The sequence below is a fragment of the Terrabacter sp. 2RAF25 genome (genome assembly GCF_052115265.1).
Taxonomy (GTDB): Bacteria; Actinomycetota; Actinomycetes; order Actinomycetales; family Dermatophilaceae; genus Terrabacter.
This window is the reverse complement of sequence record NZ_JBFRGJ010000002.1, coordinates 216497-241550: the sequence shown is the minus strand read 5'-3', so window position 1 is coordinate 241550 and position 25054 is coordinate 216497. Positions and strand designations below refer to the sequence as shown.

Annotated in this window: 21 protein-coding genes and 1 tRNA gene; 14 read left to right on the top strand and 8 right to left on the bottom strand. The window is 71.0% G+C overall.

Features of this window, described 5'->3' with window-relative positions; genetic code table 11:
- Positions 1–200: 200 nt before the first annotated feature.
- Positions 201–1226 (bottom strand): hypothetical protein, encoded by a 1026-nt coding sequence (locus AB4091_RS04370; RefSeq protein WP_442290500.1) that lies wholly within the window; start codon positions 1224–1226, stop codon positions 201–203.
- A 221-nt stretch (positions 1227–1447) separates the two neighbouring features.
- Between AB4091_RS04370 and AB4091_RS04365 the strand changes: the two genes are divergently transcribed.
- From AB4091_RS04365 to AB4091_RS04350, 4 genes are all read left to right on the top strand, one after another.
- A complete protein-coding gene (locus AB4091_RS04365; RefSeq protein WP_442290499.1) occupies positions 1448–2596 on the top strand; it encodes an acyl-CoA dehydrogenase family protein in 1149 nt (382 codons plus the stop codon).
- Positions 2596–3705, top strand: a complete 1110-nt coding sequence (locus AB4091_RS04360; protein WP_442290498.1) for an acyl-CoA dehydrogenase family protein — start codon at positions 2596–2598, stop codon at positions 3703–3705. Before AB4091_RS04365 ends, AB4091_RS04360 begins: the two co-directional genes overlap by 1 nt.
- Complete coding sequence (locus tag AB4091_RS04355) at positions 3702–4439, top strand: enoyl-CoA hydratase-related protein (RefSeq protein WP_442290497.1); 738 nt, start codon at positions 3702–3704, stop codon at positions 4437–4439. Before AB4091_RS04360 ends, AB4091_RS04355 begins: the two co-directional genes overlap by 4 nt.
- Before the next feature lie 96 nt (positions 4440–4535).
- The gene (locus AB4091_RS04350; RefSeq protein WP_442290496.1) at positions 4536–5735 is read left to right on the top strand and encodes an MFS transporter; all 1200 of its coding nucleotides are present in this window, start codon (positions 4536–4538) and stop codon (positions 5733–5735) included.
- An 81-nt stretch (positions 5736–5816) separates the two neighbouring features.
- Here the strand turns inward: AB4091_RS04350 and AB4091_RS04345 are convergent, their stop codons facing one another.
- Complete coding sequence (locus AB4091_RS04345; RefSeq protein WP_442290495.1) at positions 5817–7562, bottom strand: MDR family MFS transporter; 1746 nt, start codon at positions 7560–7562, stop codon at positions 5817–5819.
- 1 nt (position 7563) lies between these two features.
- The gene (locus AB4091_RS04340) at positions 7564–8085 is read right to left on the bottom strand and encodes a MarR family winged helix-turn-helix transcriptional regulator (protein ID WP_442290494.1); all 522 of its coding nucleotides are present in this window, start codon (positions 8083–8085) and stop codon (positions 7564–7566) included.
- A gap of 229 nt (positions 8086–8314) precedes the next feature.
- Here AB4091_RS04340 and AB4091_RS04335 point away from each other — a divergent pair, with 229 nt between their 5' ends.
- Complete coding sequence (locus tag AB4091_RS04335) at positions 8315–9043, top strand: ANTAR domain-containing protein (RefSeq protein WP_442290493.1); 729 nt, start codon at positions 8315–8317, stop codon at positions 9041–9043.
- A gap of 163 nt (positions 9044–9206) precedes the next feature.
- On the opposite strand, the gene AB4091_RS04330 is transcribed toward AB4091_RS04335, so the two are convergent.
- Both AB4091_RS04330 and AB4091_RS04325 read right to left on the bottom strand, forming a co-directional pair.
- Positions 9207–9887, bottom strand: a complete 681-nt coding sequence (locus tag AB4091_RS04330; RefSeq protein WP_442290492.1) for a sigma-70 family RNA polymerase sigma factor — start codon at positions 9885–9887, stop codon at positions 9207–9209.
- Positions 9888–10162: 275 nt separating this feature from the next.
- Positions 10163–11026, bottom strand: coding sequence for a maleylpyruvate isomerase family mycothiol-dependent enzyme (locus tag AB4091_RS04325; protein ID WP_442290491.1), 864 nt, complete (start codon positions 11024–11026; stop codon positions 10163–10165).
- Positions 11027–11052: 26 nt separating this feature from the next.
- Between AB4091_RS04325 and AB4091_RS04320 the strand changes: the two genes are divergently transcribed.
- Positions 11053–13137 (top strand): cytochrome c oxidase assembly protein, encoded by a 2085-nt coding sequence (locus AB4091_RS04320; protein WP_442290490.1) that lies wholly within the window; start codon positions 11053–11055, stop codon positions 13135–13137.
- A gap of 47 nt (positions 13138–13184) precedes the next feature.
- Positions 13185–13412, top strand: coding sequence for a DUF6767 domain-containing protein (locus tag AB4091_RS04315; protein WP_442290489.1), 228 nt, complete (start codon positions 13185–13187; stop codon positions 13410–13412).
- Here AB4091_RS04315 and AB4091_RS04310 read toward each other — a convergent pair.
- Complete coding sequence (locus tag AB4091_RS04310) at positions 13384–13707, bottom strand: GyrI-like domain-containing protein (protein ID WP_442290488.1); 324 nt, start codon at positions 13705–13707, stop codon at positions 13384–13386. The genes AB4091_RS04315 and AB4091_RS04310 overlap by 29 nt on opposite strands.
- A 176-nt stretch (positions 13708–13883) precedes the next feature.
- On the opposite strand from AB4091_RS04310, the gene AB4091_RS04305 reads away from it, so the two are divergent.
- The 6 genes from AB4091_RS04305 to AB4091_RS04280 all read left to right on the top strand — a co-directional run bounded on the left by AB4091_RS04305 (position 13884) and on the right by AB4091_RS04280 (position 20490).
- The gene (locus AB4091_RS04305) at positions 13884–14690 is read left to right on the top strand and encodes a carbon-nitrogen family hydrolase (protein WP_442290487.1); all 807 of its coding nucleotides are present in this window, start codon (positions 13884–13886) and stop codon (positions 14688–14690) included.
- Positions 14687–16549 (top strand): NHL domain-containing thioredoxin family protein, encoded by a 1863-nt coding sequence (locus AB4091_RS04300; protein WP_442290486.1) that lies wholly within the window; start codon positions 14687–14689, stop codon positions 16547–16549. The genes AB4091_RS04305 and AB4091_RS04300 overlap by 4 nt, the downstream gene beginning before the upstream one ends.
- A gap of 59 nt (positions 16550–16608) precedes the next feature.
- Positions 16609–17484: a hypothetical protein gene (locus tag AB4091_RS04295; RefSeq protein ID WP_442290485.1), complete on the top strand. Its 876-nt coding sequence runs from the start codon at positions 16609–16611 to the stop codon at positions 17482–17484.
- Positions 17485–17570: 86 nt separating this feature from the next.
- Entirely contained in the window at positions 17571–17864 is a 294-nt protein-coding gene (locus tag AB4091_RS04290) for a DUF6458 family protein (RefSeq protein WP_442290484.1), read from the top strand.
- A gap of 104 nt (positions 17865–17968) precedes the next feature.
- Positions 17969–19336, top strand: a complete 1368-nt coding sequence (locus AB4091_RS04285) for an acyltransferase family protein (protein WP_442290483.1) — start codon at positions 17969–17971, stop codon at positions 19334–19336.
- 149 nt (positions 19337–19485) lie between these two features.
- Complete coding sequence (locus AB4091_RS04280) at positions 19486–20490, top strand: GNAT family N-acetyltransferase (RefSeq protein ID WP_442290482.1); 1005 nt, start codon at positions 19486–19488, stop codon at positions 20488–20490.
- A gap of 101 nt (positions 20491–20591) precedes the next feature.
- Here the strand turns inward: AB4091_RS04280 and AB4091_RS04275 are convergent, their stop codons facing one another.
- Positions 20592–22454, bottom strand: coding sequence for an acyl-CoA dehydrogenase (locus AB4091_RS04275; RefSeq protein WP_442290481.1), 1863 nt, complete (start codon positions 22452–22454; stop codon positions 20592–20594).
- A gap of 333 nt (positions 22455–22787) precedes the next feature.
- Positions 22788–22861: transfer RNA gene (locus AB4091_RS04270), tRNA-Gly, on the bottom strand.
- Between the two features lie 131 nt (positions 22862–22992).
- Here AB4091_RS04270 and AB4091_RS04265 point away from each other — a divergent pair.
- Positions 22993–25050 (top strand): transglycosylase domain-containing protein, encoded by a 2058-nt coding sequence (locus AB4091_RS04265; protein ID WP_442290480.1) that lies wholly within the window; start codon positions 22993–22995, stop codon positions 25048–25050.
- Positions 25051–25054 lie beyond the last annotated feature (4 nt).

Genomic DNA, 25054 nt, shown 5'->3' with positions numbered 1-25054 from the left:
TCACCTGGCGGGCGGCGCTTCCGGGCGGCTACGTCACTGTTGCACGGGGTGCAACAGTGACGTACGCGGCGCAGGCGGAGACACGGCATACGGCCCCGGTGAGGTCTGGGCACGACGGAGGGGCGGAGTCCCCCGGACTCCGCCCCTCCGTCGTAGTGCTTCGGCGGGCACGCCATCCCAAGGACCGAGTGCCGGATGCCTCAGCGGCTGGCGCGCCAGCCGTCGCGCGCACCCTTGGCGCCGGCGCGGGCCGCACGGTAGGCGCGACGCAGCGTCGCCTTCGCGATCGCCTTGGCGTCGGGCGTGCTCGCTGCAGGCGCAGCGGCGGGAGCCCCCACCGGTGCGACGGCCGGCTTGGCTGCCGCAGCCTTCTTCTGGCCCTCGTAGGGGAAGGGCTGCCACAGCTCGTTCAGCCCGGCGCTCGGGTCGTCCATGACCTCGGCCGGCATGTCGCGCAGGTTGAGGCCGGCGTCCTTGGCCGCCTGCCGGGCCTCGTCGTCGTAGGGGCGCTTCCGCCACGCGTCGACGAGGTACTTGCGCGTCTTCGTGTAGTCGGCATAGCGCTTCGCGTGCTTGTCGTCGGCGCCGATGTGCACGAACAGGGCGATGCGGTCGCCGTCGGCCTCGGTGACCTCTTCGGGCTTGAAGCGGTCGTGCTCGTTGGGCATCGGGAACGGAGCCTCGGGGTCCTTGAGGAGCATGCCGTTGCCGGAGTGCGTGATGCGCATGCTCCAGACGGCGAGGTCACCGGGCCGGGTCTTGACGTAGAGGTTCTCGCCCTCGGTCGTGTTGCGCAGGTCGTGCGAGCCGATGCGGAGGTTGAGGCCGCCGGTGTGCTCGGAGTGGTCCTGGCAGTAGACGCCGAAGCGGAGCTGGGTGTAGCGGTCGGCCCAGTCGGGGGCGTCGGGGTCGACGCGGTCGGCGTTGTCCTTGTGCCAACCCTTCTGCGTGCCGTTGATGGTGAACGAGCTGTCACCGCTGTAGAAGAGCTCGTCGGTGCCGAGGAGCTTGCGGGCGACCGCGGCCATGCGTCCGTCGGTGATGACGTTGCGCAGGCGGGGGTTGGCGAGCAGGTCGCCGCCGTAGCCGCGTGAGGCGTAGGCCGCCTGGCGGAAGGCCTCGATCTCCTCAGGCGTGTAGACCCCCGGGAGGATCGCGTAGCCCCGCTCCCAGAACTTTTCGACGTCGAGGGCGTCGACGGCCCTTTCAATGGCTGGTGCCGACATTGAGCTGTCCTCCTGCATTCGGCGGCCGAATGCCGCACTGCTGTTGATGACGTTGGAGGCTATCAGCGGAGTCTCTGCCAGGGGCTCTCTGGACGCGCAGGCGAGACGCCGCGACCGGGTGCTGAGACGCGGTCGGAGACCGACAGGGCCCGGCGGGGCGCTGCCCTCCGTGTGGGAGAGTGGCGCACGAACCGCTGCGACGTCGCACGAGGAAGGTGAGCATGTCGGCCCGTCTCGTCCCGCCGGGAGCCCGCGAGCTGCCGGCCCTGACCGAGCTCCGCCTCGAGGTGCGTGCCTTCCTCTCCGAGCAGGTCGCCGCGGGCGCCTTCGTGCCGCACGTCGACACGTGGCTGACCCGGTGGGACCGGGACTTCACGCGGGAGCTCGGTCGCCGCGGCTGGCTCGGCATGGTCATCCCGACCGAGTACGGCGGCCAGGGGCGCACCTACCTCGAACGGTTCGTCGTCACCGAGGAGCTGCTCGTCGTCGGCGCCCCCGTCGCCGCCCACTGGGTTGCCGAGCGGCAGATCGGCCCGTCGCTGCTGCGCTACGGCACCGAGGAGCAGAAGCAGGCCTACCTGCCGGGCATCAGCCGCGGCGAGGTCGTCTTCGGCATCGGCATGAGCGAGCCCGACTCCGGGTCCGACCTTGCGAGCGTGCGCACCCGCGACGAACGCGTCGACGGTGGCTGGCGGCTCACCGGCACCAAGGTGTGGACCAGCGGCGCCCACGAGGCCGACGCGTTCTTCGCGCTCGCCCGCTCGGCACCGCTCGACCCGGAGCACCGGCACGCCGGCCTCACCCAGTACATCGTCGACCTGAGGGCGCCAGGGGTGACGATCCGGCCCATCGTCTCCATGGGCGGCGACCACCACTTCAACGAGGTGCACCTCGACGGGGTCCTCGTTTCGGACGACCGGGTCCTCGGCGAGGTGGGCGAGGGGTGGGCGCAGGTCACCTCCGAGCTCGCGTACGAACGCAGCGGCCCCGAACGCGTCCTGTCCACCTTCCAGCTGCTGGCTGCGGCGGCGCAGGCCATGGACGACGGCCGGCTGCCCCTTGACCCCGGCCTGGGGCGCCACGTGGCCCGGCTCGCGGCGTTGCACCACATGTCGTTCGCCGTGTCGGTCGCGCTGGAGAAGCACGACGACGCCGACACCGCCGCCGCCGTGGTCAAGGTGCTCGGCACCACCGAGGAGGGCGACATCGCCGACTACGTCGACACCCTGACCGCCACCGGGTGGGCCCTCGACGAGGAGCTCGACACGCTCCTGCACGCCGCGATCCTGCAGCGGCCCGGGTTCACGCTGCGCGGGGGCACCAACGAGATCCTGCGTGGCGTCATCGCCCGTGGGCTGGGGCTGCGCTGATGGCCGGCCGGCAGGACTCCTCCGGCATCGACCGGCTCGCAGCCCCGACGACGCCCGACCCCGACCTCGCGGAGGTGATGGGCGACCTCTTCGCCGACTACCGCGCCACCCGCGCGACGCCCACCGCCGTCGTCGACCTGGACCGCGATCTGTGGCAACGGCTCGAGGACCTCGGCATGACCCGCCTCACGGGCTCCGAGGCCGCGGGGGGCAGCGGTGGCGGCTGGGTCGACGCCGCGGCCCTGCTCGGGCTGGCTGCGGGCGCGGCTGCGCCCGTGCCGCTCGCCGAGCACGACGTGCTCGGAGGCTGGCTGCTCGAGGCAGCCGGCCTGCCCAACGACGGAGGCCTCCGCACCGTATGCCGTCCGGACCCCTCCGGTGTCGCCCTCAACGTCACGTGGGCGCGCGACGCGAGCCGGGTCGTGGCGCTCTGGGAGGACCGTGACGAGTGGCGCGTGGCCGACGTCCCGGCCGACCGCGTGGTCATCGACGAAGGCCGCAACCTTGCTGGCGAGCCCAGCGACACGGTGGAGTTCGACGTCGACGACCTCGAGGCGGGCACGCTCGTGCAGCACGAGATCGGCGAGCAGTTCCATCTCCGGGGCGCGCTGGCCCGCTCTGCCCAGGTCGTCGGCGCCATGGAGCGAGTCGTCGAGCTCGTGCTGACGCACGTGCGGGAGCGCCACCAGTTCGGTCGGCCGATCGGCCGCTTCCAGGCCGTCCAGCACCTCGTGGCCGACATCGCCTCCGAGACCGCCCTCGCCCGCGCCGCTACCGACGCCGCCGTCTCTCGGGCCGCAGCCTCCGACTGGCAGGACCCCGGCATGCTCTTCGCCGTGGGCGTCGCCAAGTCGTGCGTGGGTCACGCCGCCTCGGTCGTGGTCCGCGGCTCGCACCAGGTGCTGGGGGCCATTGGCACCACCCTGGAGCACGAGCTGCACACCCTGACCAGGCCGATCCTGGCCCGCCGCAGTGAGTACGGCTCGTTGCACGACTGGGACGAGACCCTCACGACGCTCGCCTCCTCGGCGGGCCACGACCGCCTCTGGACGCTCGTCACCACGGGCCGCGCCAAGCCCTCCCACGACCACAGGAGCCACGCACCATGACCGAGGTCCGCTACGACGTGAGCGACGGTGTCGCGCTCATCACCCTCGACGCCCCCGACCGGCGCAACGCCCTCTCCGTCGAGATGGCCCACCAGCTCGTCGACGCCGCTCGCACCGCAGAGTCCGACGACTCGGTCGGGGCGGTCGTGGTGACCGGAGGGCGTCACTTCTGCGCCGGTGCCGTCCGGAGCGTCCTCGCCGACACCGGCCGCGACCCGGTCGAGGACGAGGCCTACCGCAACCTCGAGACGGTCTACTCCGCCTTCACCACGATCGGCTCCATCGGCCTGCCCACCGTGGCCGCGGTGCGCGGCGCCGCGGTCGGGGCCGGCCTCAACCTGGCGCTGGCCACGGACCTGCGCGTCGTCTCGCGCACCGCCCGGTTGCTGCCGGGCTTCGCGCAGATCGGCATCCACCCCGGTGGTGGCCACTTCACGCTCCTCAACCGTGTTGCGGGTCGCGAGGCCGCCGCCGCCCTCGGGCTCTTCGGCGACGAGGTCGACGGCGACCGCGCCGTGTCCCTGGGACTCGCGTGGGCGGCATACGACGACGACCACGTCGAGCCGCAGGCGATGGCGCTCGCGTCACGTGTCGCGAAGGACCCCGCGCTGGCCCGGCGGCTGGTCACCAGCTTCCGCCGCGAGACGGCTCCCGGAGGGGTTCCGTGGGACGTCGCCGTCGAGCTCGAGCGCTCGCCGCAGATGTGGTCGCTGAGGCGCAAGCACGGGTCCTGAGGAGCGTCCTTACCCACCCTCGACGATTCGCGCTCCCCGGGGGGCGTGGTGCAAGGATGGGGAGGTTCGCCGTCCCCCGATCGACAAGGAGCTGCTGTGCTGGCCTCCTACCGACCTCTCTTCGAGGTGCCGGGGGCGCGCACCTTCATCGCAGGGGGGATGGTGGCCCGCACCGCGGGCTCGATGTTCGGCGTGGCCGTCGTCGCGATGGTCGCCGCACGGTCGGGCTCGTACGAGCTCGCCGGAGCCGTCGTCGCCGTCGGCATGCTGGCCCTGGCGCTCTTCGCGCCCTTCCTCGGGCGGCTCGTCGACCGCTACGGGCAGCGTCGGATCGCGATCCCGTTCTTCCTCTGGTCCGGCGTCTGGGCCGTGCTGACGATCCTCACCTCGGTGCGGGGCTGGCCGTCGTGGCTGCTCTTCATCACCTTCCCGATGTGCGGGGCCATCCCGAACATGGGGACCATGGCCCGCGCCCGGTGGACCCACATCTTCGCCCACGACGCCCGCTCGCTGCACTCGGCGATGTCGTTCGAGCAGGTGATGGAGGAGTTGACCTTCGTCATCGGGCCGGTCGTCGCGATCTGGCTCGCCACGGCCTGGTTCCCGGAGGCCGGGTTCGTCGTCGCCACCGTCGCCTACGGCATCGGCGTGCTGGTCTTCCTGTCGGCGCGCTCGACCGAGCCGCCGGTGGTGCCGCACCACGAGCGCCCCGAGGGCCACGCCCACCACAACCCCGGACTCATCCCGCTCGCCTTCATCATGGTCATGACCGGCGCGATCTTCGGCGTCAACGAGGTCGTCACCCTTGCCGTCGCGCAGGAGCACGGCGCCCAGGGAGCCGCCGGCGCCATCCTGGCCCTGTATGCCGTCGGGTCGGGTCTCGCGGGCCTCGTCTTCGGCCACGTGTCGCACGGACGCAACCTGGTCAAGCTGCTCATCGTGGGCACGCTGGGCATGGGATTGCTCGCGGCACCGCTCGTGTTCGCGACGAACCTCTGGGCGCTCGCCGCCCTCATGGTCGTCGCCGGCATGGCCACTGCCCCGACCCTCATCACGACGATGAACCTCATCGAGCGCATCGTGCCGAAGGCCCAGCTCAACGAGGGCATGACGATCGTGCTTACGGGCCTCATCATCGGCATCGCGGCCGGCTCGGCCGTGTCCGGCGCGGTCGTCGACCGGGTCGGCGCACAGCACGGCTACTGGGTCGCGGTCATCGCCGGCGGGTTCGCCTTCGTGATGGCCATCGGCACGCGCGCCTTCCTGAGCCGCCGCGAGCTGCACAACCTCCGCTGACCCGCCTCCCCCGGCATACGCAAGGGCTCCCCGTCAGCGGTGGCTGACGGGGAGCCCCGGGCGCCGGAGGGCCGGCCTCGATCAGTGACCGGCGGGGATGGCGGCCTCGTCCTTCTTGGCCGCCCCCGACTGGCCCGGCTTGGGGCCGAGGTCGACGTGCGGCAGGAAGATCGACGCGACGAACGCAAGCACCAGGACGCCGGCGGCCACCATGAAGACGACCGACATGGCGTCGGAGAAGCCGACGAGGAACGGCCGGGCGAGCTGCGGGTCGAGCTGGTTGATGAACGAGCTGTCCGACAGCGCCGAGGAGCCGGCACCCGCACCCGAGCCGCCGGCCTGCTGCGAGGCCTGGAGCTGGGCGATGAACCCCTTGTTGACCGCAGGGTCGCCGCCGGTCGGGTTGCGCAGGGCCGCCTGGAAGGCCGGCGTCGGGGCGATGCTCGCGAACGCCTCGGAGATCTTCGAGCCGGCCTGCGAGAAGAGGATCGACAGGAAGACCGCGGTGCCGAGCGTGCCGCCGATCTGGCGGGTGAAGGTCGCCGAGCTCGTCGCCACACCCATGTCGCGGCGGTCGACGGCGTTCTGCACGGCCAGGGTGAGCGGCTGGAAGTTGAAGCCGAGGCCGACGCCGAAGAAGAACATCCCGATCATCGTCTTCCACAGCGGGGTGTCGGCGCCGACGAAGTGGAAGCCGAAGAGCGCGAGCACGAGGATCGCCGCGCCGATGATGGGGAACTTCCGGTAGCGGCCCGTACGGCTGATCATCTGGCCCGAGAAGATCGAGCCGCTCATGATGCCGAGCGTCATCGGCAGCAGCTGGAGACCTGCCTCCATGGGCGAGGAGCCCTTGACGATCTGCAGGTACAGCGGGATCGCGGCGAGGCCGCCGAACATGCCCATGCCGATGAAGACCGAGCTGACCGACGCGGCCGCGATGGTGCGGTTCTTGAACAGTCGGAGCGGGATGAGCGCCTCCTCACCCATCGAGCGCTCGATGACGAAGAACGCGACGAGGCCGATGAGGCCGATGGCGTAGCAGGTGATCGCCGTGGCCGAGCCCCAGCCCCACTCGCGCCCCTGCTCGGCGACGATGAGGAGCGGCACGAGCGCGACCGACAGGCTGAGCGCGCCCCAGTAGTCGACGCGGTGGTCGAGGCGGGTGTGGCGCAGGTGCAGCGTGCGGGTGACGACGACGAGCGCGGCGACGGCGATCGGCACGTTGACGAGGAAGACCCAGCGCCAGCCGGTGATGCCGAGGATCGAGTCCTGGTCGGAGAGGATGCCGCCGACGACGGGGCCGATGACGCTCGAGGTGCCGAAGACGGCGAGGAAGTAGCCCTGGTACTTGGCCCGCTCGCGGGGCGGCACGATGTCCCCGATGATCGCGAGGGCGAGCGAGAAGAGACCACCGGCGCCGATGCCCTGCACCGCACGGAAGGCGGCGAGCGACGGGATCGACCAGGCGAGCGTGCACAGCATCGAGCCGATCGTGAAGATCGAGATCGCGAAGATGAAGAGCTTCTTGCGGCCGTAGATGTCGCCGAGCTTGCCGTAGAGGGGCGTCGCGATGGTGCTCGTGATGAGGTATGCCGTCGTGACCCACGCCTGCCCGGCGAGGTCCTTGAGGTCGTCGGCTATGACACGCATCGCGCTCGCGACGATGGTCTGGTCGAGCGCCGCGAGGAACATCCCCATCATCAGGCCGATGAGGATGGTGATGATCTCCTTGTGGGAGAGCAGTGGTTGCGCACCCGTGCCGGGCGCCCCGCTCGCGCTGGCCGTACGCGCGTCGGCGCGCGACGGTTCGGCGGTGGTGTCGGACATGTCAGTCCTCTTTCTGGTTCTGGTGCTGCAGCTGTCTGGTGGTGTGGAAGGGCATCGGGGGCGGCGCTGCACCCCGGGCCCGGAGGTTGGCGTCGAGCACGTCGCCGAGCTCACGCAGTCGGGCCACGAACGCAGCGGTCTCGGGGCTCTCCCAGTCGGAGAGCAGCCCCTGGAACCACTTGGCGCGAGAGGCCTGGATGCGATCCAGGGCCTCGCGCCCGCGTTCGGTCATCGACACGACGGACGCGCGCCCGTCGTTCGGGTCGGCGCTCTTCTCGAGCAGCTCGACCGCCACGAGGGCACTGACCTGCCGGCTGACGGTGGACACGTCGTTGTGGAGGGTCGTCGCGATCTCGGAGATGCGCACGGTGCCGGCCCCCGCCACGACGAAGAGCACCGGGTATGCCGTGACGTCGATGCCGTCCTCGAGCCGCGGGGCCGTGTTGCGGGCGGCCACGAGCAGCTTCTGGACGCGCAGCAGCCCGAGGAAGACGTCGTTCGCCTCGTCCTTGCTGACCGTCACCGCGTGAGCTCCTCCGATTACTTGCTTGCAGCATGCAAGTATTTGTCCGGCGGGGGCTGCTGTCAACTTTCCTGTCCAGGGTTCTGCCCGCGAACGGGCCGTCGCTCCCACGCGCGCGTACGGTGTGGTTTTCTGTGGTCCTCGCAGTGCAGGCAGGTGCGAGGATGACTGACGCGCCGGGCCGTCCAGCAGCGGACGGCACGGGCTGTGTACGAGTGCAGGGAGTGCCATGAGCAGCGACGTCCCCGTCGACGCGACGATCACCGACGTCTTCCGACAGATGTCGGCCCTGATCTATGCCGGCGCCGACTCCGGCTCGATCCACCAAGCCCTCGTCGACGCCGCGGCCCGTCTCGTCGAGGGCTGCACCCGCGCGTCACTGCTCGTGCGCACCCGCGACCGCTTCGTCACCGCGGCCAGCACCGACGACATCGCCAGACGCATCGACCAGATCGAGATCGAGATCGGCGAAGGTCCGTGTGTCGACGCGATCCTCGAGGAGGCCTACCAGCACGACGCCGACCTCACCGACGGCACGACCCCTTGGCCGCGCTTCGCCGAGCGCATCGTCGCCGAGACGCCGGTGCGCTCCGCCATCGGCTACCGGCTGTTCCTCGACGGCGACAAGGTCGGTGCCCTCAACCTCTTCGCCGACGTGCCGGGCGCTCTCACCGCCAAGTCGGCCGACACGGGTGCGGTCATCGCGTCGTTCGCGTCGGTGGCGCTCATGGCCATCCGGGCGCGTGAGGAGGCCGCGACCCTGCGCCAGGGGCTCAGCAGCAACCGCGAGATCGGCAAGGCCGTGGGCCTGCTCATGGCCGCGCACCACATCAGCGGCCAGGAGGCGTTCGAGCTGCTCCGCAACACCTCGCAGGAGCTGAACATGAAGCTGACCCACGTGGCCTCGCAGGTCATCGATGGGCAGGAGTCGCAGTTCACGGGCAACCACCGCGGGTGAGTCGCCTTGCGCGACAAGCGAGTCGCGGACCATTCGTGGCTCATCACGGCTCGGCACCGGCGACCGTGACGGCCTCCAACCGGTGCAGGACCGAGCATGAAACGGGCGGCCCCGATGCGCTGGGAGGTGCGCATCGGGGCCGCCGGGGACGTTTCCGGGTGGGTCAGGCCGAGACCATGCCCTCCGCGGTGAGCTGGCGCCGCAGCTCGTCGAGCGTGCGTCGCAGGAGCCTGCTGACCTGCATCGCGCTGAGCCCCATGGACTCCGCGATCTCGGCCTGGGTCATGTCGCCGCCGAAGCGCAGCCGCACGAGCTGCTGGTCGCGGGCCGGCAGCCTCTCGAGTGCGCTGCGCACGACGATCCCCTCGTCGAGTGCCGGGTCGGCGCCCGGGTCGCCCCGTGCGTCGAGCAGGTCGAGCACCGGGCGGGCGCCGTCGCTCGTCGTCGTGTCGAGCGAGGCCGGTCGCAGGTTCGTGGCAGCGACCTGGGCCTCCTTGACCGACTGGAGGGTGAGGTCGAGCTCGCTCGCCAGCTCACCGGCATCCGGGTCGTGGCCGAGGCGCTGCTCGAGCCGAGACCTGGTGTCGGTGACGAGCTGACGGCGCTCCTGGAGCTCTCGCGGCGGGCGCACGAGCCAGCCGTGGTCGCGGAAGTGACGACGCAGCTCGCCGGTGATGGTCGGCGTCGCGTAGGCGCCGAACTCGGTCGGCTTGTCGAGGTCGAAGCGCTGGATCGCCTTGAGCAGTGCCAGGAACGCGACCTGCTCGAGGTCCTCGCGGTCGAGGCCCTTTCCCGAGTAGCGGTGGGCGAGGGACCGGGCGAGCGGCATGTGCAGCAGCGTCACGGCCTCGAGGGCGTTTGCACGTTCGGACTCGGAGTCCGCCGTGCGTAGCGTGTGGATGAGGTCTCTGGTTCGCGCATCCCTGCGCGGACCCGCGGACGGGTCGGTCATTGTGTCTCCGATGATCGGATATCCCCGATGCGGCACTGGCTTGACCGACTACCTACGACGCTAGGCCGTTGCCCACACATACACAAGGCGGGCCTACTTACCGTTGGGGTGCCTCGAGGTGTATAAGGGTCTCGGCCCCCGGGGCCTCCGAACGGCGACTCGGAACGTCAGTGCGTGACGACGACGAGGGCCTCGAGAACCCGTCTCGCGATGTCCTCGTCACCCGTCACCGTGTAGTGGATCTCGTCGACAGGTCGGCGCCCGGCCGCCCTGCGGGTCAGCGCTTCGGTGGTGAGGTGGATCGACGTGACGTCGAGCTGCTCCTCGCCGTCGGGTCGGTCGTGACCGCTGAAAAGCGTTTCGCCGTAGGGTCGCCCGTCGTCACCGGTCACGACAAGCACGCCGTCTCGGGCCACGACGGGACCGCTCACGTCGATCACGACTGCGTGACCCGGACCGACTCCGGCAGCCCTTGCAGCGATGCGCGGGAGGGCAGCGAGGATGTCGGCGGTGAAGACCGCGGCGCTCGGCGAGTCGAGGTTCCCGGGCCGGTCGAGCGCGGCGCGCAGGTCCTGCTCGTGCACCCAGGCGTCGACGATGCGACGGTGCAGGTGCCCCCCGAACGTCGTGTCGGGCCCGAAGAAACCGCCGATCACCGTGTCGACGTCGGCGTCCGACTCGCGCAGCTCGGCCACGCGCCGAGGGTGGAACTCGGCGAGCTCGGCGACGACCTCGCGGCCGGTGAGCCCGCGACGAGCCTCGACGTCGACCTCCACGAAGCGGGCGAAGTCATGGTGCAGGTGCGGGTAGTCGGGCACCGTGACCTCGACGCGGGGGAGGCCGGCGAACGACTTCTCGGAGCCGACGACGTGTGAGATCTGGTCCTTGACGGTCCAGCCCGGGCACTCTGTCTGCAGGTCGAAGTCCGCGTCGCGGCACGAGAAGCCGAGGTCGATGATCGACTGGACGGAGTGGTCGAACGCGTCGATCAGACCGGTGCGGTCATCGGGGGCGGCCGGGTGCATGGGCATGGCATCAGACTACTTACCCTTGACGCATGCCAACCCAGCAGCGAGCCGGTCTCGCCGACCCTCGCCCGGGTGCTCGGCCCGCAGCCTCGTGGGCGGCCTCGGCGGTGGTCGCCGCGGTCGTCGTCGTGGGGCTGCTCGCCACCGTCGTCGCCGCCCGCTACACCGGCGCCTCCGACTCACCTCCCGACGGCATCATCGATGCCGGACCGGTCGTGCGCTGGGCGCTCCCTCTCGTCCGGGTCGTGCACGACGTCGCCGCGTCGCTGACCATCGGGTCGCTGCTGCTGGCCGCCACGATGGTTCCGGGGCGCACCCGCCAGGAGAGCGCATCGCTCGACGAGCCGCGCCGGGCGGCGGCCTTCCGCGTCGCGACCGCCGCCGCCTTCGTGTGGGCGGTCGCGGGCGCCGTGGGGGTGGTGCTCACGTTCTCCGACGCCGCCGGTCTGCCGCTCAGCGACCCGACCTTCGGCACCAACCTCACCGGCAACGTCTGGAGCATCGAGACGCTGAGGGTCGGGCTGATCAGCGCGATCGCAGCGTTCGCGGTGGCGTCCGTGGCGTCCGTCGCCCGCGCGCGTTCCGTGGCGGTCGCGCTCACGGCCGTGTCGGCGTTCGGCCTGCTGGTGCTGGGTCTCGCCGGCCACGCCGGCGGCTCGGCCGACCACGAGACGGCGGTCAACGCCCTCGCCGCCCACCTGCTCAGCGCCGGCTTCTGGGTGGGTGGTCTGATCGCGCTCGTCGTCCTGCGCAGCCACCTCGACGACGCCCTCGGCGCCGTGGCCCGCCGCTACTCGGCCGTGGCGCTGTGGTGCTTCGTCACGCTGGGTGTCTCGGGTGTCATGTCGGCAACGACGCGGCTCGGCGGCTGGTCGGACCTCGCGACGGCATACGGCGTGCTCGTGCTCGTCAAGGTGCTCGCCTTCGTGGCCCTCGGTGTCGCCGGGGTGTGGCACCGCCGCGTCACCCTCGACCGCATCGACGACGCGACGTCGGCCGGAGACCGGGCCGGGCGGGGCCGGCTCTTCGCCCGGCTCGCGGTCGCCGAGACGCTCGTGATGGGCCTCGCGTTCGGGGTCGCGACGGCCCTTTCTCGCACGGCGCCTCCGGTGCCCGAGACCGTGTCCAACCCCTCGCCGGCCCTGGCGCTGACGGGCTTCCCCGCCCCGCCCGCGCCCACGGCGCTGTCGTGGCTCACCGCCTGGCGCGTCGAGTGGCTCTTCCTCGCGACGGGCCTGCTGGCCATCGGTCTCTACGTCTTCGGGGTCGTGCGGCTGCGCCGCCGAGGCGATGCCTGGTCGGCCCTGCGCACCGTCTCGTGGGTGGCCGGCTGGCTGCTCTTCCTCTACGCCACCAACGGCGTGCTCGGCATCTACGGCCGGGTCGCGTTCTCCTGGCACATGATGCTGCACATGACCGAGGCGATGGTCATCCCGATCCTGCTCGTCCTCGGGGCGCCGGTCACGCTGGCCCTCCGCACCCTGCGCCCCCGCCGCGACGGCACGCTCGGCCCCCGCGAGCTGCTGCTCGGCCTCGTCCACTCGCGCTTCCTCGCGGTGCTCGGCAACCCCGTCGCCGCAGCAGGGCTCTTCTTCTCCAGCCTCGTCGTCTTCTACTGGACGGGCCTGTTCCAGCTGGCCCTCCAGACGCACACCGGTCACCTGCTGATGACGGCCCACTTCGTGCTCACCGGCTATCTCTTCGCCTGGGTGCTCATCGGGGTCGACCCCGGCCCGAAGAGGTGGAGCCCCGCGCTGCGCCTCGTCGTGCTCTTCGCGACGATCGCCTTCCACGCCTTCTTCGGGGTCGCGATGATCAGCGGCACCGCGCTGCTCGGCGGCGACTTCTTCCAGACGATCGATATCCCGTGGATCGGCGCGAACGACGCCGCCCGGCTCGCCGACCAGCAGTACGGCGGCGGCGTCGCGTGGGCCATCGGCGAGCTGCCCGCCCTCGTGCTCGCCCTGATCGTGGCGCTCCAGTGGTCCCGCAGCGACCGGGCCGAGTCGAGGCGGGTCGACCGTCGGGCCGACCGTGACGGCGACGCCGAGCTCGCGGCCTACAACGAGCGCCTCGCGTCGCTGGCCAGGCGCGACGACAGCACGCCGCGCTGATCCGGAGGCTACTACTACGTAAGGTAGTATTGGGGTCAGGAGGTTCCATGTCCCGCAGACCACCCACCCCGATGTGCCCGATCCGGCTCGGCGAGCCGTGCAGCCTCTGCGCCCCGGGTGCCACCGGCCGGCAGGACTGCGGTCTCGTCTACCTCGTGCAGAGCGACCCCGAGCTGCGCGACCAGCTCGCTGCCCGTCGCAGCACGCACTCCGCCCAGGTCCGCGCCGTCCGCGAGGTCGGCGGGCTCAGCGCACCGGCTGCTGCAGCTCGGTGACCCACGCGTCCTGGTCGTCCATCGGCGTATCGAGGTAGACCTCGCGGCACGGTCCGTATGCCGTGAGCCCACGTGAGTCCACCGGCGTCGCCAGCGCCTGCCAGGTGTCGCCGATCGTCGCCATCGACCCCCGGTGGATCACCGTGACCGCCCGGTCGCAGGCCGGGAGCGCGCTCACCTCCGCGCCCTCGACGTCGACCGACTCGAGCGTCGTCGGGAACCCGACGCCCCACCGCGTCCCGCCCGCATCGCCGTCGTACCACGCGAGCGACGGCGAGTCGTGGTGGCGCAGCATCCGCACCGTGACCCCCCGAGCCGGGCGACGTCCCCGATGTCGAACAAGACGACCATGGTCTACGGCCTGACACGATGTGAGGTCAAGACCGAAAGACGCCGGGGGCGTATGCCGTGTGCTGCCCGGGTGCCGGGCGCGACCGACCTCTGCGGGCCGGGTCGTGTGAGCATGGGGCCATGAAGGTTGCGCTCATCCAGCTCGCCTACGGCGACGACGAGTCGGTCGCCGACCGCACCGCCCGCGTAGGGGACCTCGTGCGCGCCCAGACGGGCCACGACCTCGTCGTGCTGCCCGAGCTGTGGCCTGCGGGCGGCTTCGACTACACGCGCTGGCCCGAGCGAGCCGAGGCGGTGGACGGCCCTGTGGCACAGGCTCTCTCGACCGCAGCGCGAGATGCGGGCGTGACCCTTCACGGTGGGTCGATCGTCGAGCGGGGCGCGCCGACCGAGACCGACGGTCGCGGACTCTGGAACACCAGTCTCGTCTTCTCGCCGTCGGGCGACCTCGTCGCGACCTACCGCAAGATCCACCGCTTCGGCTTCGGGGAGGGCGAGCCGAGTCTCATGGACGCGGGTGAGGACCTCGTCGTCGTCGACGTCCCCGTGGCCTCAGGTGCGACGGTGCCCGTGGGGGTCTCGACCTGCTACGACCTGCGCTTCCCCGAGCTCTACCGGCGGTTGCTCGACCGTGGGGCCGAGGCATTCGTCATCCCGGCCGCGTGGCCGCGCAAGCGCGTCGGGCACTGGACGCTGCTCGGGCAGGCGCGCGCGATCGAGAACCAGTGCGTCGTGCTCCAGTGCAACACCTCGGGCACGCATGCCCGGCACGAGATGGGCGGGCACTCGCAGGTCGTCGACGCCACCGGGAAGGTTCTCGCCGCGGTCGGCCTTGACGAGGAGGTGCTGAGCATCGACATCGACACGGCGGCGACGCTCGACTGGCGACGCAGCTTCCCCGTGCTGCCCGACCGGAGGCTCTCGTGAGCGCCGACGCTTCGACGCTTCGGGCGCGCGTCAAGGTCCGCGCCGCTGAGCTCGTCGGCCGCGGCTGGCTCAACACGGGCGGGCGCCCCCTGTCGCTCGCCGACCTGCGCGGCCGCGTGGTCGTGCTCGACTTCTGGACCTTCTGCTGCGTCAACTGCCTGCACGTCCTCGACGAGCTGCGTCCGGTCGAGGAGCGGTTCCCCGACGCTCTGACGATCATCGGCGTGCACTCCCCGAAGTTCGAGCACGAGGCCGACGCCGATGCCCTGGCCTCCGCCGTGGAGCGGTATGCCGTCCACCATCCCGTGCTCGACGACCCCGAGCTCGTCACGTGGAAGGCCTATGCCGCGCGGGCATGGCCCACCCTCGTGGTCGTCGATCCCGAGGGCTACGTCGTCGCGTCGATGTCCGGCGAGGGACACGGGCCCGGACTCGCTGCTCTCGTCGCCGAGCTCATCGAGGAGCACCGCGCGAAGGGCACCCTGCAGCCCGGCGACGACCCCTACGTCCCGCCGCCCGCTCCCGAGACCGCTCTGCGCTTTCCCGGCAAGGCCGTGACCCTGCCCGACGGCTCGTTCGTCGTCTCCGACACCTCGAACCACCAGGTCGTGCACCTCGAGGGTGACCTCGAGACCGAGCGTGCCCGCTGGGGCGGCGAGGGCATTCTCAACGAGCCGCAGGGCGTTCTGGTCGCGACGCCCGAGGTGGCCGAGCGCCTGGGTGTCGACCTGCTCGTGGCCGACTCGGTCAACCACCAGCTCAAGGGAATCCGCCTCTCCGACGGGTCGGTCCACGTCGTCGCCGGCACCGGCAGCCAGCTGCGCGAGCGCACGGGTGGTGGCCCCGCGCTCGAACAGGCGCTGTCGACGCCCTGGGACCTTGCGTGGCTGGGCGACCGAGTCGTCATCGCGATGGCCGGCACGCACCAGCTGTGGGCCTGGACCCCCGGCGACACCCTCGAGCACGGCACCGTCGAGGTCGTCAGCGGCACGTCGAACGAGGGGCTCGTCGACGGGCCGGCACTGGAGGCATGGTTCGCCCAACCGTCGGGCCTGGCCGCCTCTGCGTCGGGTGACCGCGTCTGGGTGGCCGACTCCGAGACCTCCGCGCTGCGTTCTGTGGACCTCGGTGCCGATGGGCGCCTGAGCGTCGAAACCCATGTCGGCACAGGGCTTTTCGACTTCGGCCACCGCGACGGCGACGCGGCTGAGGCCCTGTTCCAGCACCCGCTCGGGGTCACCGAGCTGCCCGACGGTTCGGTGGCCGTCAGCGACACGTACAACGGTGCGATCCGTCGGTTCGACCCCGTCACGCGTCAGGTGACGACCCTGGCGCAGGGCCTCGCCGAGCCGAGCGACGCCGTCGTCGAGGTCGACCCTGAGGCCGCGCAGACCCATCTCGTCGTCATCGAGTCCGCGGCGCACCGGCTCGTGCGTGTCGCCCTGCCCGAGGAAGCCCAGCGCGTCGACGGCCCGGCGCACCGCACCCAGCGCCCGTCGACACCCCTGCCGTCCGGTGAGGTGTCGCTCGAGGTGACCTTCGTGCCCCCCGCAGGCCAGAAGCTCGACCACCGCTGGGGTGACCCGACCCGCCTCGACGTGTCGGCCACCCCCGAGGCGCTGCTCGTCGAGGGAGCCGGCCGCGCCGAGGGACTGACCCGCCGTCTGGTGCTGCGCGACGACATCGGCACCGGCACCCTTCACGTCTCGGTCCAGGCCGCCTCGTGCGACGGTGACCCGGTGACCGGTGACGTGCCCGAGCACGCCGCCTGCCACCTCTTCCAGCAGGACTGGGGCATCCCCGTCGTCATCGACCCGGCCGCCCCTGCGACACTGGCTCTCGACCTCCGGGGGGTCTAGCGGGGTCTGGAGCGCGACCGGGAGCGTCCCGGACGCCGACGATCGGACAGGTGGCAGGCGTGGCACAGCAGCGATCCGGCAGGACCGGACCCTCCTTTCTCTCCGGCCTGTGCGGCCTGCTCGCCGTCGTGCTGCTGCCTGTGGCGCTCGTCGGGTTCTGGGCCTCCGTGCTGCTGACGCGCACCGACGTCTTCGTCGAGGAGCTGCGGCCCGTCGTCACCAAGCCGCAGGTGCAGGAGGCCCTCACCGACGGGATCGTCCAGGGCGTCCTCGGCGCGGTCCAGCTCCAGCCCGCGGTCGAGAAGACGCTCGAGGCCCCGATCCGGGCGGAGGCGGCGACGATCGTCGCCAGCCCCCAGGTCGCCTCCGCGTGGGCGACGGGCATCGAGGCGGTGCACCGGCAGTTCATCGCCGTGATGAAGGGCCGGGGCGACACCGAGCTCGACGCTCAGGGGCGGGTCGCCGTGCGCCTCACCATCCCCGTGCCTGCGCTGACCTCGACGCTCGAGCAGGCCGGGTTGAAGGGGGCGGCCCCGTTCGCCCCGGTCGTCACGATCCCCGTCGCGAAGGCGAGCGACCTGCAGAAGGCGCAGCAGGCGTACCGTGTCGCCGACGCGTGGGGCCCGTGGGCGCCGGTCGTCGTCGCCGCGCTCGGGCTGCTCGCGATCTTCCTCGCTCGTCGATGGCGCACTGCCGCGACGCTCGTGGCCCTCGGGTGGATCGTCACGTCGCTCGCGCTCGCCCTTGTCGTCATGGTCGCGCGCGAGCCACTGCTGAGGCGCGTCGACCCTGCCGTGGCCCGCACGATCGCCGACGCCGCCTACGGGCTCGCGGCCCGAAACCTCTACTACGAGATCGCGATCGCCGCCGGCGTGGGCGTGGTCATGCTCGTGGTCACGGCTCTCAGCCTCACCGTGCGCCGACGCCGCACCTGAGCGTCGCCTGCGTGCGGGATGCCGGTCGCGAGGGTATGTCCCGGGCAGGCACTCGACTCGGTGTGCCCTCATCCAAGGAGACCTCAATGGGTATCGGACTCGGGATCTTCCTGCTCGTCGTCGGAGCGATCTTCTACTTCACGAACATCGACTCCAGCGTCCTCAACCTGAGCAGCAGCACCGGCAACACGATCGGGATCATCCTCATGGTCGCCGGCGCGCTCGCGGTCATCCTGGCGCTCGTCATGAACGCCCAGCGCGCCCGCACACAGCACACGGTGGTCACCGAGCGCCGTGGTGCGCCCGATGTCGTCGAGCGCCGCGTCGACGGTGACGAGGTCGTCGAGCGCCGCGTCGAGCGGCGCGACGAGGCCCTCTAGCCGACGCACGACCGCGACCTCCGGGCGGCGGCCTGAGCAGGAGAACTCACCTGCTCAGGCCGCCGTTCGTGCTTCGATGAGATGTGAGCCGGATCCACCCTGACGTGACGCCCCGCAGCGCGTCGGAGATCGCTGCTGCGACGCCTGCCGACCGGGACCGCTGGGTCGACACCCTGCGGGTGGGGTCACTGCTCGTCGTGGTCCTGGGCCACTGGCTCATGGTCGCCATCACCCCGGACGGGCAGATCACCAACGCGCTCGCCGTCGTGCCGGCTCTCCAGCCGCTGACCTGGCTCCTGCAGGTCATGCCGCTCTTCTTCCTCGTCGGTGGCGTCGCCCATGCGCACACTCTCGAGTCGCTCGAGCGGCGCCGGCCGCAGGCCAGGGGGAGGTATGCCGCGTTCTTCCGTGCGCGGGCCGCGCGCCTCCTACGCCCCACCCTCGCCTTCCTCGCGGTGTGGGTCGCCCTCGGTGTCGTCGCCGACCTGTCGGGTCTGACGTCGAGGCCCGGCGACGCCGGTCGTCTGGCCCGCGACGCGCTCGTCATGGTCCCGCAGCTGTTGTGGTTCGTCGGGATCTATCTCGGCGCCTGCGCCTTCGCCCCGCTGATGCGTGACCTGCACCGGCGGTGGGGCCTCGGTGTCGTCCTGGCGCTGGTCGCGCTGGCGTGCCTCGTGGACGTCGTGCGCTTCGGCGGCGGCCCGGAGCTCGTCGGCAACCTCAACTTCGCACTCGTGTGGTTGGCCCTGCACCAGCTCGGGTTCGCTTGGCGCGACGGCCTGCTCACCACCGCGCGGGGCTGGCTGATGGTAGTCGTCGGCTTCGGCGCGATGGGCCTCGCGGTCGCGTGGGGGCCCTATCCGGTCTCGATGGTCGGGCTCCCCGGCGAAGCGGTCTCCAACATGGCACCTCCGACCGCGGCGCTGCTGGCGCAGGGCATCGGCATCTGCGGGCTCGCCGTCGTGCTGCGGCCGGCCATGGCTCGCGTTCTGGCGAGACCGCGCGTGTGGCGGGTGGTCGTCTCCGCAGCGCCGTTCGCGATGACGGCGTTCCTCTGGCACCTCACCGCGCTCATGGCGGTGCTTCTCGGGCTGCGTGCGGTGGGTCTGGAGCAGCCGGCCATCGGCTCGTGGGCCTGGTGGCTCTCGAGGCCGTTGCTGTTCGCCGTCCTCGCCGTCGTCACGGCCGTGCTCGTCGCGGTGTTCGTGCGTTTCGACCAGGGGAGGAGGACGGCCGACGACGGCATCGTCGAGGGCCGCCCCTGGGTCGATCCCGTCGCAGCGGTCTCGGCCGGCGTGCTCTTCTTCGGCATCCTCGTCGTCTCGATCGTCGGCGTCGACGTGCTGGGCAACCGGCCGGTCTTCTTCCTCGTCGGCGACGTCGTGCCGGCCGCCGGTTTCGCCGTCCTCGCCCTCGGCCTCCTGCTCCTCCGCGGCACCCGCCCGCGCCACCAACCCCTCCCCCTGACCTGATCGAGAGAACACTCCGTCATCCCTCTTCCAATCGAGAGAACACTCCGTCATCCCTCTTCCAATCGAGAGACGCTAAGTCACGGCATACATCGATGGCGTGCGACGGAAACTCGATGGCACAGCAGGATCGGCGCCCCTACCGTCGAGGCATGGACACGAGGCTCATCGACGTGCACGACGACGAGGTGTGCGCCCGGGCGTACGACGTCATCATCGCGAGCAAGGACCACCAGCGGCCTTGGCACCAGCCGCCTTCTCTCGCTGAGACGCTCGTCGAGTGGCGGCACGTCGACGAGGCCGAGCGCATGGAGATGTGGGGCGCCTGGGACGGCGACGAGCTGATCGGAGTCGCCACGATCTGGCTGCCGATGAGCGACAACACCTCGATGGCCTGGCACGACGTCCAGGTCGACCCGGCCCACCGACGACGGGGGGCCGGCTCGGCCCTGCTCGACCGCATCGTGGCCCGTGCCCGCGAGGAGTCGCGGCCGACGCTCGTCACCGACCTGATGGTTCCGGCCGACGCCGACGACCACGCGTACCGGCGCTTCGCGGAGAAGCACGGCTATCACCTGAGCAACACCGAGATCATGCGGCACCTGTCGCTGCCCGTGGCGGAGGACCTGCTCGGCACGTACGCCGACCGCGCCCGCGCGCGGTGGGAGGGGGACTATCGCCTCGAGACCCACGTCGGCGGTGTGCCTCCCGAGCTCCAGCCCTCCCTGTGCGCGGTCATGAACCAGCTGGCGGTCGACGCCCCGACCGGCGACATCGACTTCGAGGAGGAGTCGCTGACGCCCGAGCGGTACGAGGAGTACCTCGAGCTGTTCCGGCAGCAGGGACGCGTGCGCCTGACGACGGTCGCGGTCCACGAGGCCACGGGTGACGTCGTCGCCTACACCGACCTCATGCTGCCGTCGGGTGCGCCGTCGGTCGCCTGGCAGTGGGGAACCTTGGTGCACAAGGCCCACCGCGGTCGACGGCTCGGCATGGCGGTCAAGGTCGAGAACCTGCGGCGCCTGCAGACCGACCACCCCGAGCGGCAGCGCGTCGTCACGGGCAACGACGACACGAACTCGTGGATGGTCTCGATCAACGAGGACCTCGGCTTCCGCATCGTCGAGCTCTGCCCGGCCTACCAGCGCAAGCTCTGACCTCGCTCAGCCGCCCGTCAATCGAAAGAGCAGTTCGTCTCCACATGCGGGACGAACTGCTCTCTCGACGGGTCTCCGGGGGTGACGGAGTGTTCTCCCGCTCAGAAGGCGGACTCGGGCACGTCCATGAGGTCGTTGTCGGTGGCCTCGGCGATGGCGCGCTCGGCCGCGATCTTCGGCAGGACGTTCTTGGCGTAGAACGAGGCCGCGGCGACCTTGCCGCGATAGAAGTCGGCGTCCTTGCCGGAGGCGCCGCCGTCGATCGCGGCCTGCGCGACCTCGGCCTGGCGCAGCAGCAGCCAGCCGACGACGAGGTCACCGGCCGACAGCAGCAGGCGGGTCGTGTTCTGGCCGACCTTGTAGAGGTTGGCGACATCGCCGCCCATGCGCGGATCGCTCTGCATGAGCGTCGTGATCATCGTCCCGACGATGCCCTGGATGTCCTCGAGGGCCTTGCCGAGCAATTCGCGCTCGGTGTCGAGCGAGCCGCCGAGGTCCTTGGCGAACTCCTGGATCTGCCCGGCGACGTGCTGGAGGGCGGCGCCCTTGTCGCGCACGATCTTGCGGAAGAAGAAGTCGAGGCCCTGGATGGCGGTCGTGCCCTCGTAGAGCGTGTCGATCTTGGCGTCGCGGACGTACTGCTCGATCGGGTAGTCCTGCAGGAAGCCCGAGCCGCCGTAGGTCTGGAGCGACTCGGTGCCCAGCAGCACCCAGGCGCGCTCGGAGCCGAGGCCCTTGACGATCGGCAGCATGAGGTCGCTGATCTTGTTGGCGAGCTCTGCGTCGGAGCCCTTCGCGAGGGGTGCCGCGGGGTTGCCGGCCTGGGCCTGGTTGACGGTGTCCTGCTGGCTCGCGGTGTAGACGACCAGCGCGCGCAGGCCCTCGGCGTACGCCTTCTGCAGCATGAGCGACCGGCGCACGTCGGGGTGATGGGTGATGGGGACGCGCGGGGCCGACTTGTCGGTCATCTGCGTGAGGTCGGCGCCCTGGACGCGCTCCTTGGCGTACTCGAGGGCGTTGAGGTAGCCGGTCGAGAGCGTGGCGATCGCCTTGGTGCCCACGAACATCCGGGCGTTCTCGATGACCTTGAACATCTGCGCGATGCCGTCGTGCACGTCGCCGAGGAGGGTTCCGACGGCGGGCTCGTGCTCGCCGAAGGTGACCTCGCACGTCGTGCTGACCTTGAGGCCCATCTTGTGCTCGACGTTGGTGACGTGGGCGCCGTTGCGCTCGCCGAGCTCGCCGGTCTCGAGGTCGACGTGGAACTTCGGCACGATGAAGAGCGAGAGGCCCTTCGTGCCGGGCGCGGCTCCCTCGGGGCGGGCGAGGACGTAGTGCACGACGTTGTCGACCATGTCGGACTCGGCCGAGGTGATGAAGCGCTTGACGCCGCTGATGTGCCACGTGCCGTCGGGCTGCTTGACGGCCTTGGTGCGGCCGGCGCCGACGTCGGAGCCGGCGTCGGGCTCGGTGAGCACCATCGTCGTGTGCCAGGCCTTGTCGACGATGTGCTTCGCGAGCTTCTTCTGGTCGTCGGTGCCGAGGTGCCACAGCAGGTTGGCGAACGAGTAGCTCGCCGTGAACATGTGGATCGCCGGGTTGGCGCCGCACACCATCTCGGCGACGGACCAGCGCAGCGAGGCGGGGACGACCATGCCGCCGAGCTCGGCCGGCACGTCGAGGTTGCCCCAGTCGCCGTCGACGTAGGCCTTGAACGACTTCTTGAACGAGTCGGGCATCGTCACGGTCTGGGTGGCGGGGTCGTACACGGGAGGGTTGCGGTCGCTGTCGAGCAGGCTGTCGGCCAGCTCGTGCTCAGCCAGGCGTGAGACCTCGCGGAGGATGTCCTTCGCCGCGTCGACGTCGACGTCGGCGTAGATGCCCTGCCCGAGGACATCCTGACGGTTGAAGACCTCGAAGAGGTTGAACTCGAGGTCGCGCACATTGCTCTTGTAGTGGCCCATCGGGACCCTCCACGTTCTGTCGCTCGTCGTGCGTCCGCGTCGGCGGGCGCGCCAAGTTACTGGCCGGTCACTTCCATGATGCTACTGACCGGTAACGAATCGCAAGGGCAACAGGTCACGGTTGCGCCACGCACTCCCGCGCGTCGTATCCCGGCTGCCGCGGCCCGCGTGCGTGTGCACGCGCCGGGGTGGTGCCGTCGAGAACCGCTCGCCCCGTCGCGTCCCATCCGGGCCGCGGGCCGCGGGCCGCGGGCCACGGACTCGGCCACGCCGCGCATCGCGGCTGCCGGGCATGCGGAAGGGCCCGGTCCGACAGGACCGGGCCCTTCGCGTTGGAGCAGGCGGCACGAATTGCACGTACGTCTTCCCCCTGGAAGAGGGCTGTTCTGCTACTGAACTACGCCTGCGAGGCGTCGCAACCGTAGCAACAGTCGGGTGTCGTCGTCCAAACCGGCACGCCGGAGGCCGGCCACCGCGAGGCAGCCGGCTCCCAGCCCACGCGCAGCGAGCCGTCGGAGTCGCGCGCCTATCGTTGCCTGTGACCGGACGACGCGGCGACCTCGGACGAACGGCCCGCACGCTCGCGGCCTTCGTCGCGGCCGCGGTGTCGGCCGGGCTGTTGGCGGCCGGCCTGTGGACGCCTGCAGTGGCGGCCCTCGGCGGGCTGTCGAACGCCGGAAGCGACGCCTTCCTGGACCTGCCGAGCACCTTCACCATGGCCCAGCTCGCGCAGGGGTCACGGATCCTGGCCGCCGACGGCTCGGTCATCGCCACACCCCAGGACCAGGACCGCGTCGTCGTCGACCTGTCGCGGGTGGCCCCGGTCATGCGCACCGCCCAGGTGGCCATCGAGGACAGCCGCTTCTACGACCACGGCGCCATCGACCTGCAGGGCCTGACCCGTGCCGTCGTCGAGGACCTGCGCACCGGTCAGGCCAGCGAGGGCGCGTCCACGCTCACGCAGCAGTTCGTCAAGCTCTCACTCCAGGAGCAGGCGCTGCGGCAGGGGCAGGACGCTGCTGCGCGGGCGGCCGTCGCCAAGACGATCCCGCGCAAGCTCATCGACCTGCGCTATGCCGTCGCCCTCGAACGCTCGTGGACCAAGGACCAGATCCTGCAGGGCTACCTCAACCTCGCCTACTACGGCGACGGCGCCTACGGCGTCGAGGCCGCCGCCCGCCACTACTTCGGCGTGCACGCCAGCGCCCTCACCCTCACCGAGGCTGCGACCCTCGCGGGGCTCGTCCAGAGCCCCAGCACCACCGACCCCGTGCACCACCCGGGCGCGGCGCAGGCGCGTCGCAACGTCGTGCTGACGCGGATGAAGGCGCTCGACGAGCTGACGCCGGCGCAGTATGCCGCGGCCGTCAGGCACCCGCTCTCGCGTGACCTCGACGTCACGCGCCCTCCGGCGACCTGCGGCGCGTCCCAAGACCCCTACTTCTGCTCCTTCGTCATCGCGTGGCTCGAGCAGCAGCCCGCCCTCGGCCCGACGGAGCAGGCCCGTCGAGATCTGCTCTTCCAGGGCGGCCTGACGATCCGCACCACCCTCGACCCGTCGGTGCAGCGCACCGTCGACGCGTCCCTGCGCGCGGTCGCGCCCGAGCACAACGCGTTGGGCGTCGCCGCCGCTGCCTTCGTCACCGAGCCGGGCACCGGAGCGGTGCTCGGCCTCGGCCAGGACACGACGTACGGATCACGCACCGGCTCGACGGAGCTCGACTACGCCGTCGACCGTCGCTACGGAGGGTCTGGCGGGTTCCAGTTCGGGTCGACCGCCAAGGCCTTCGCGCTCGTCACCGCGATGAAGCAGGGGTTGGGCACCCGCGCCTCCGTGAACGCGCCAGCCGCCGACAACCACCACCCGGCAACCTTCAGCGCCAAGCAGTTTCCCCAACCGTGCGGAGTCGGCAGCCCATGGTCGGTCTACAACGACGAGCCGTGGAAGGGGGGCTCCATGTCGCTCAAGCAGGCGACGGCGCAGTCGACGAACACCGCCTTCGTGGCCCTCGCGAGCCGCATCGGCGTGTGCGCGATCCACTCCACGATGACGGCGTTCGGCATCCACGGTGGTGACGGACAGCCCCTCGGCACCTACCCGCCACAGGTGGTGCTCGGCGCGCAGGCTGTCTCGCCCCAGACTATGGCCGAGGCGTACGCCGGACTCGCCGACCACGGCACCGTCTGCGACGTCCACCCGGTTTCGAGTGTCGTGCAGGGTGGTCGCACGCTGTGGGCGCCGCCTCCGGCCTGCAGGCAGGTGGCCGACCCGGACGCCGTCGACCAGGCGACCCAGTACCTGGAGTACAACATGACGCACGGGTCGGGCATCCTCAACCAGCTGCCCGGGCGGCCGACCGCCGGCAAGACCGGCACGTCCGACGGCAATGCGCAGTCGTGGTTCGTCGGCTACACGCCGCAGCTGGCCACCGCTGTGTGGGTGGGCAACCCGGTCCACCCGACTCGGCACATGTTCAACGTGTCGATGGCAGGCAAGTCGTGCGCCTCGATGACCGGCGCCTGCTACGCCGCCCCGATCTGGCGCCGGATCATGGACGGCGTGCTGTCGGGAGAGCCCGTCGAGCCGATGCCCTGACGCG

Excerpts from the sequence above, each read along its gene's own strand:
- AB4091_RS04370 (WP_442290500.1), bottom strand. The coding sequence starts at position 1,226 with ATGTCGGCACCAGCCATTGAAAGGGCCGTCGACGCCCTCGACGTCGAA.
- AB4091_RS04365 (WP_442290499.1), top strand. The coding sequence starts at position 1,448 with ATGTCGGCCCGTCTCGTCCCGCCGGGAGCCCGCGAGCTGCCGGCCCTG.
- AB4091_RS04360 (WP_442290498.1), top strand. The coding sequence starts at position 2,596 with ATGGCCGGCCGGCAGGACTCCTCCGGCATCGACCGGCTCGCAGCCCCG.
- AB4091_RS04355 (WP_442290497.1), top strand. The coding sequence starts at position 3,702 with ATGACCGAGGTCCGCTACGACGTGAGCGACGGTGTCGCGCTCATCACC.
- AB4091_RS04345 (WP_442290495.1), bottom strand. The coding sequence starts at position 7,562 with ATGTCCGACACCACCGCCGAACCGTCGCGCGCCGACGCGCGTACGGCC.
- AB4091_RS04335 (WP_442290493.1), top strand. The coding sequence starts at position 8,315 with ATGAGCAGCGACGTCCCCGTCGACGCGACGATCACCGACGTCTTCCGA.
- AB4091_RS04325 (WP_442290491.1), bottom strand. The coding sequence starts at position 11,026 with ATGCCCATGCACCCGGCCGCCCCCGATGACCGCACCGGTCTGATCGAC.
- AB4091_RS04320 (WP_442290490.1), top strand. The coding sequence starts at position 11,053 with ATGCCAACCCAGCAGCGAGCCGGTCTCGCCGACCCTCGCCCGGGTGCT.
- AB4091_RS04315 (WP_442290489.1), top strand. The coding sequence starts at position 13,185 with ATGTCCCGCAGACCACCCACCCCGATGTGCCCGATCCGGCTCGGCGAG.
- AB4091_RS04310 (WP_442290488.1), bottom strand. The coding sequence starts at position 13,707 with ATGCTGCGCCACCACGACTCGCCGTCGCTCGCGTGGTACGACGGCGAT.
- AB4091_RS04305 (WP_442290487.1), top strand. The coding sequence starts at position 13,884 with ATGAAGGTTGCGCTCATCCAGCTCGCCTACGGCGACGACGAGTCGGTC.
- AB4091_RS04290 (WP_442290484.1), top strand. The coding sequence starts at position 17,571 with ATGGGTATCGGACTCGGGATCTTCCTGCTCGTCGTCGGAGCGATCTTC.
- AB4091_RS04280 (WP_442290482.1), top strand. The coding sequence starts at position 19,486 with ATGGACACGAGGCTCATCGACGTGCACGACGACGAGGTGTGCGCCCGG.
- AB4091_RS04275 (WP_442290481.1), bottom strand. The coding sequence starts at position 22,454 with ATGGGCCACTACAAGAGCAATGTGCGCGACCTCGAGTTCAACCTCTTC.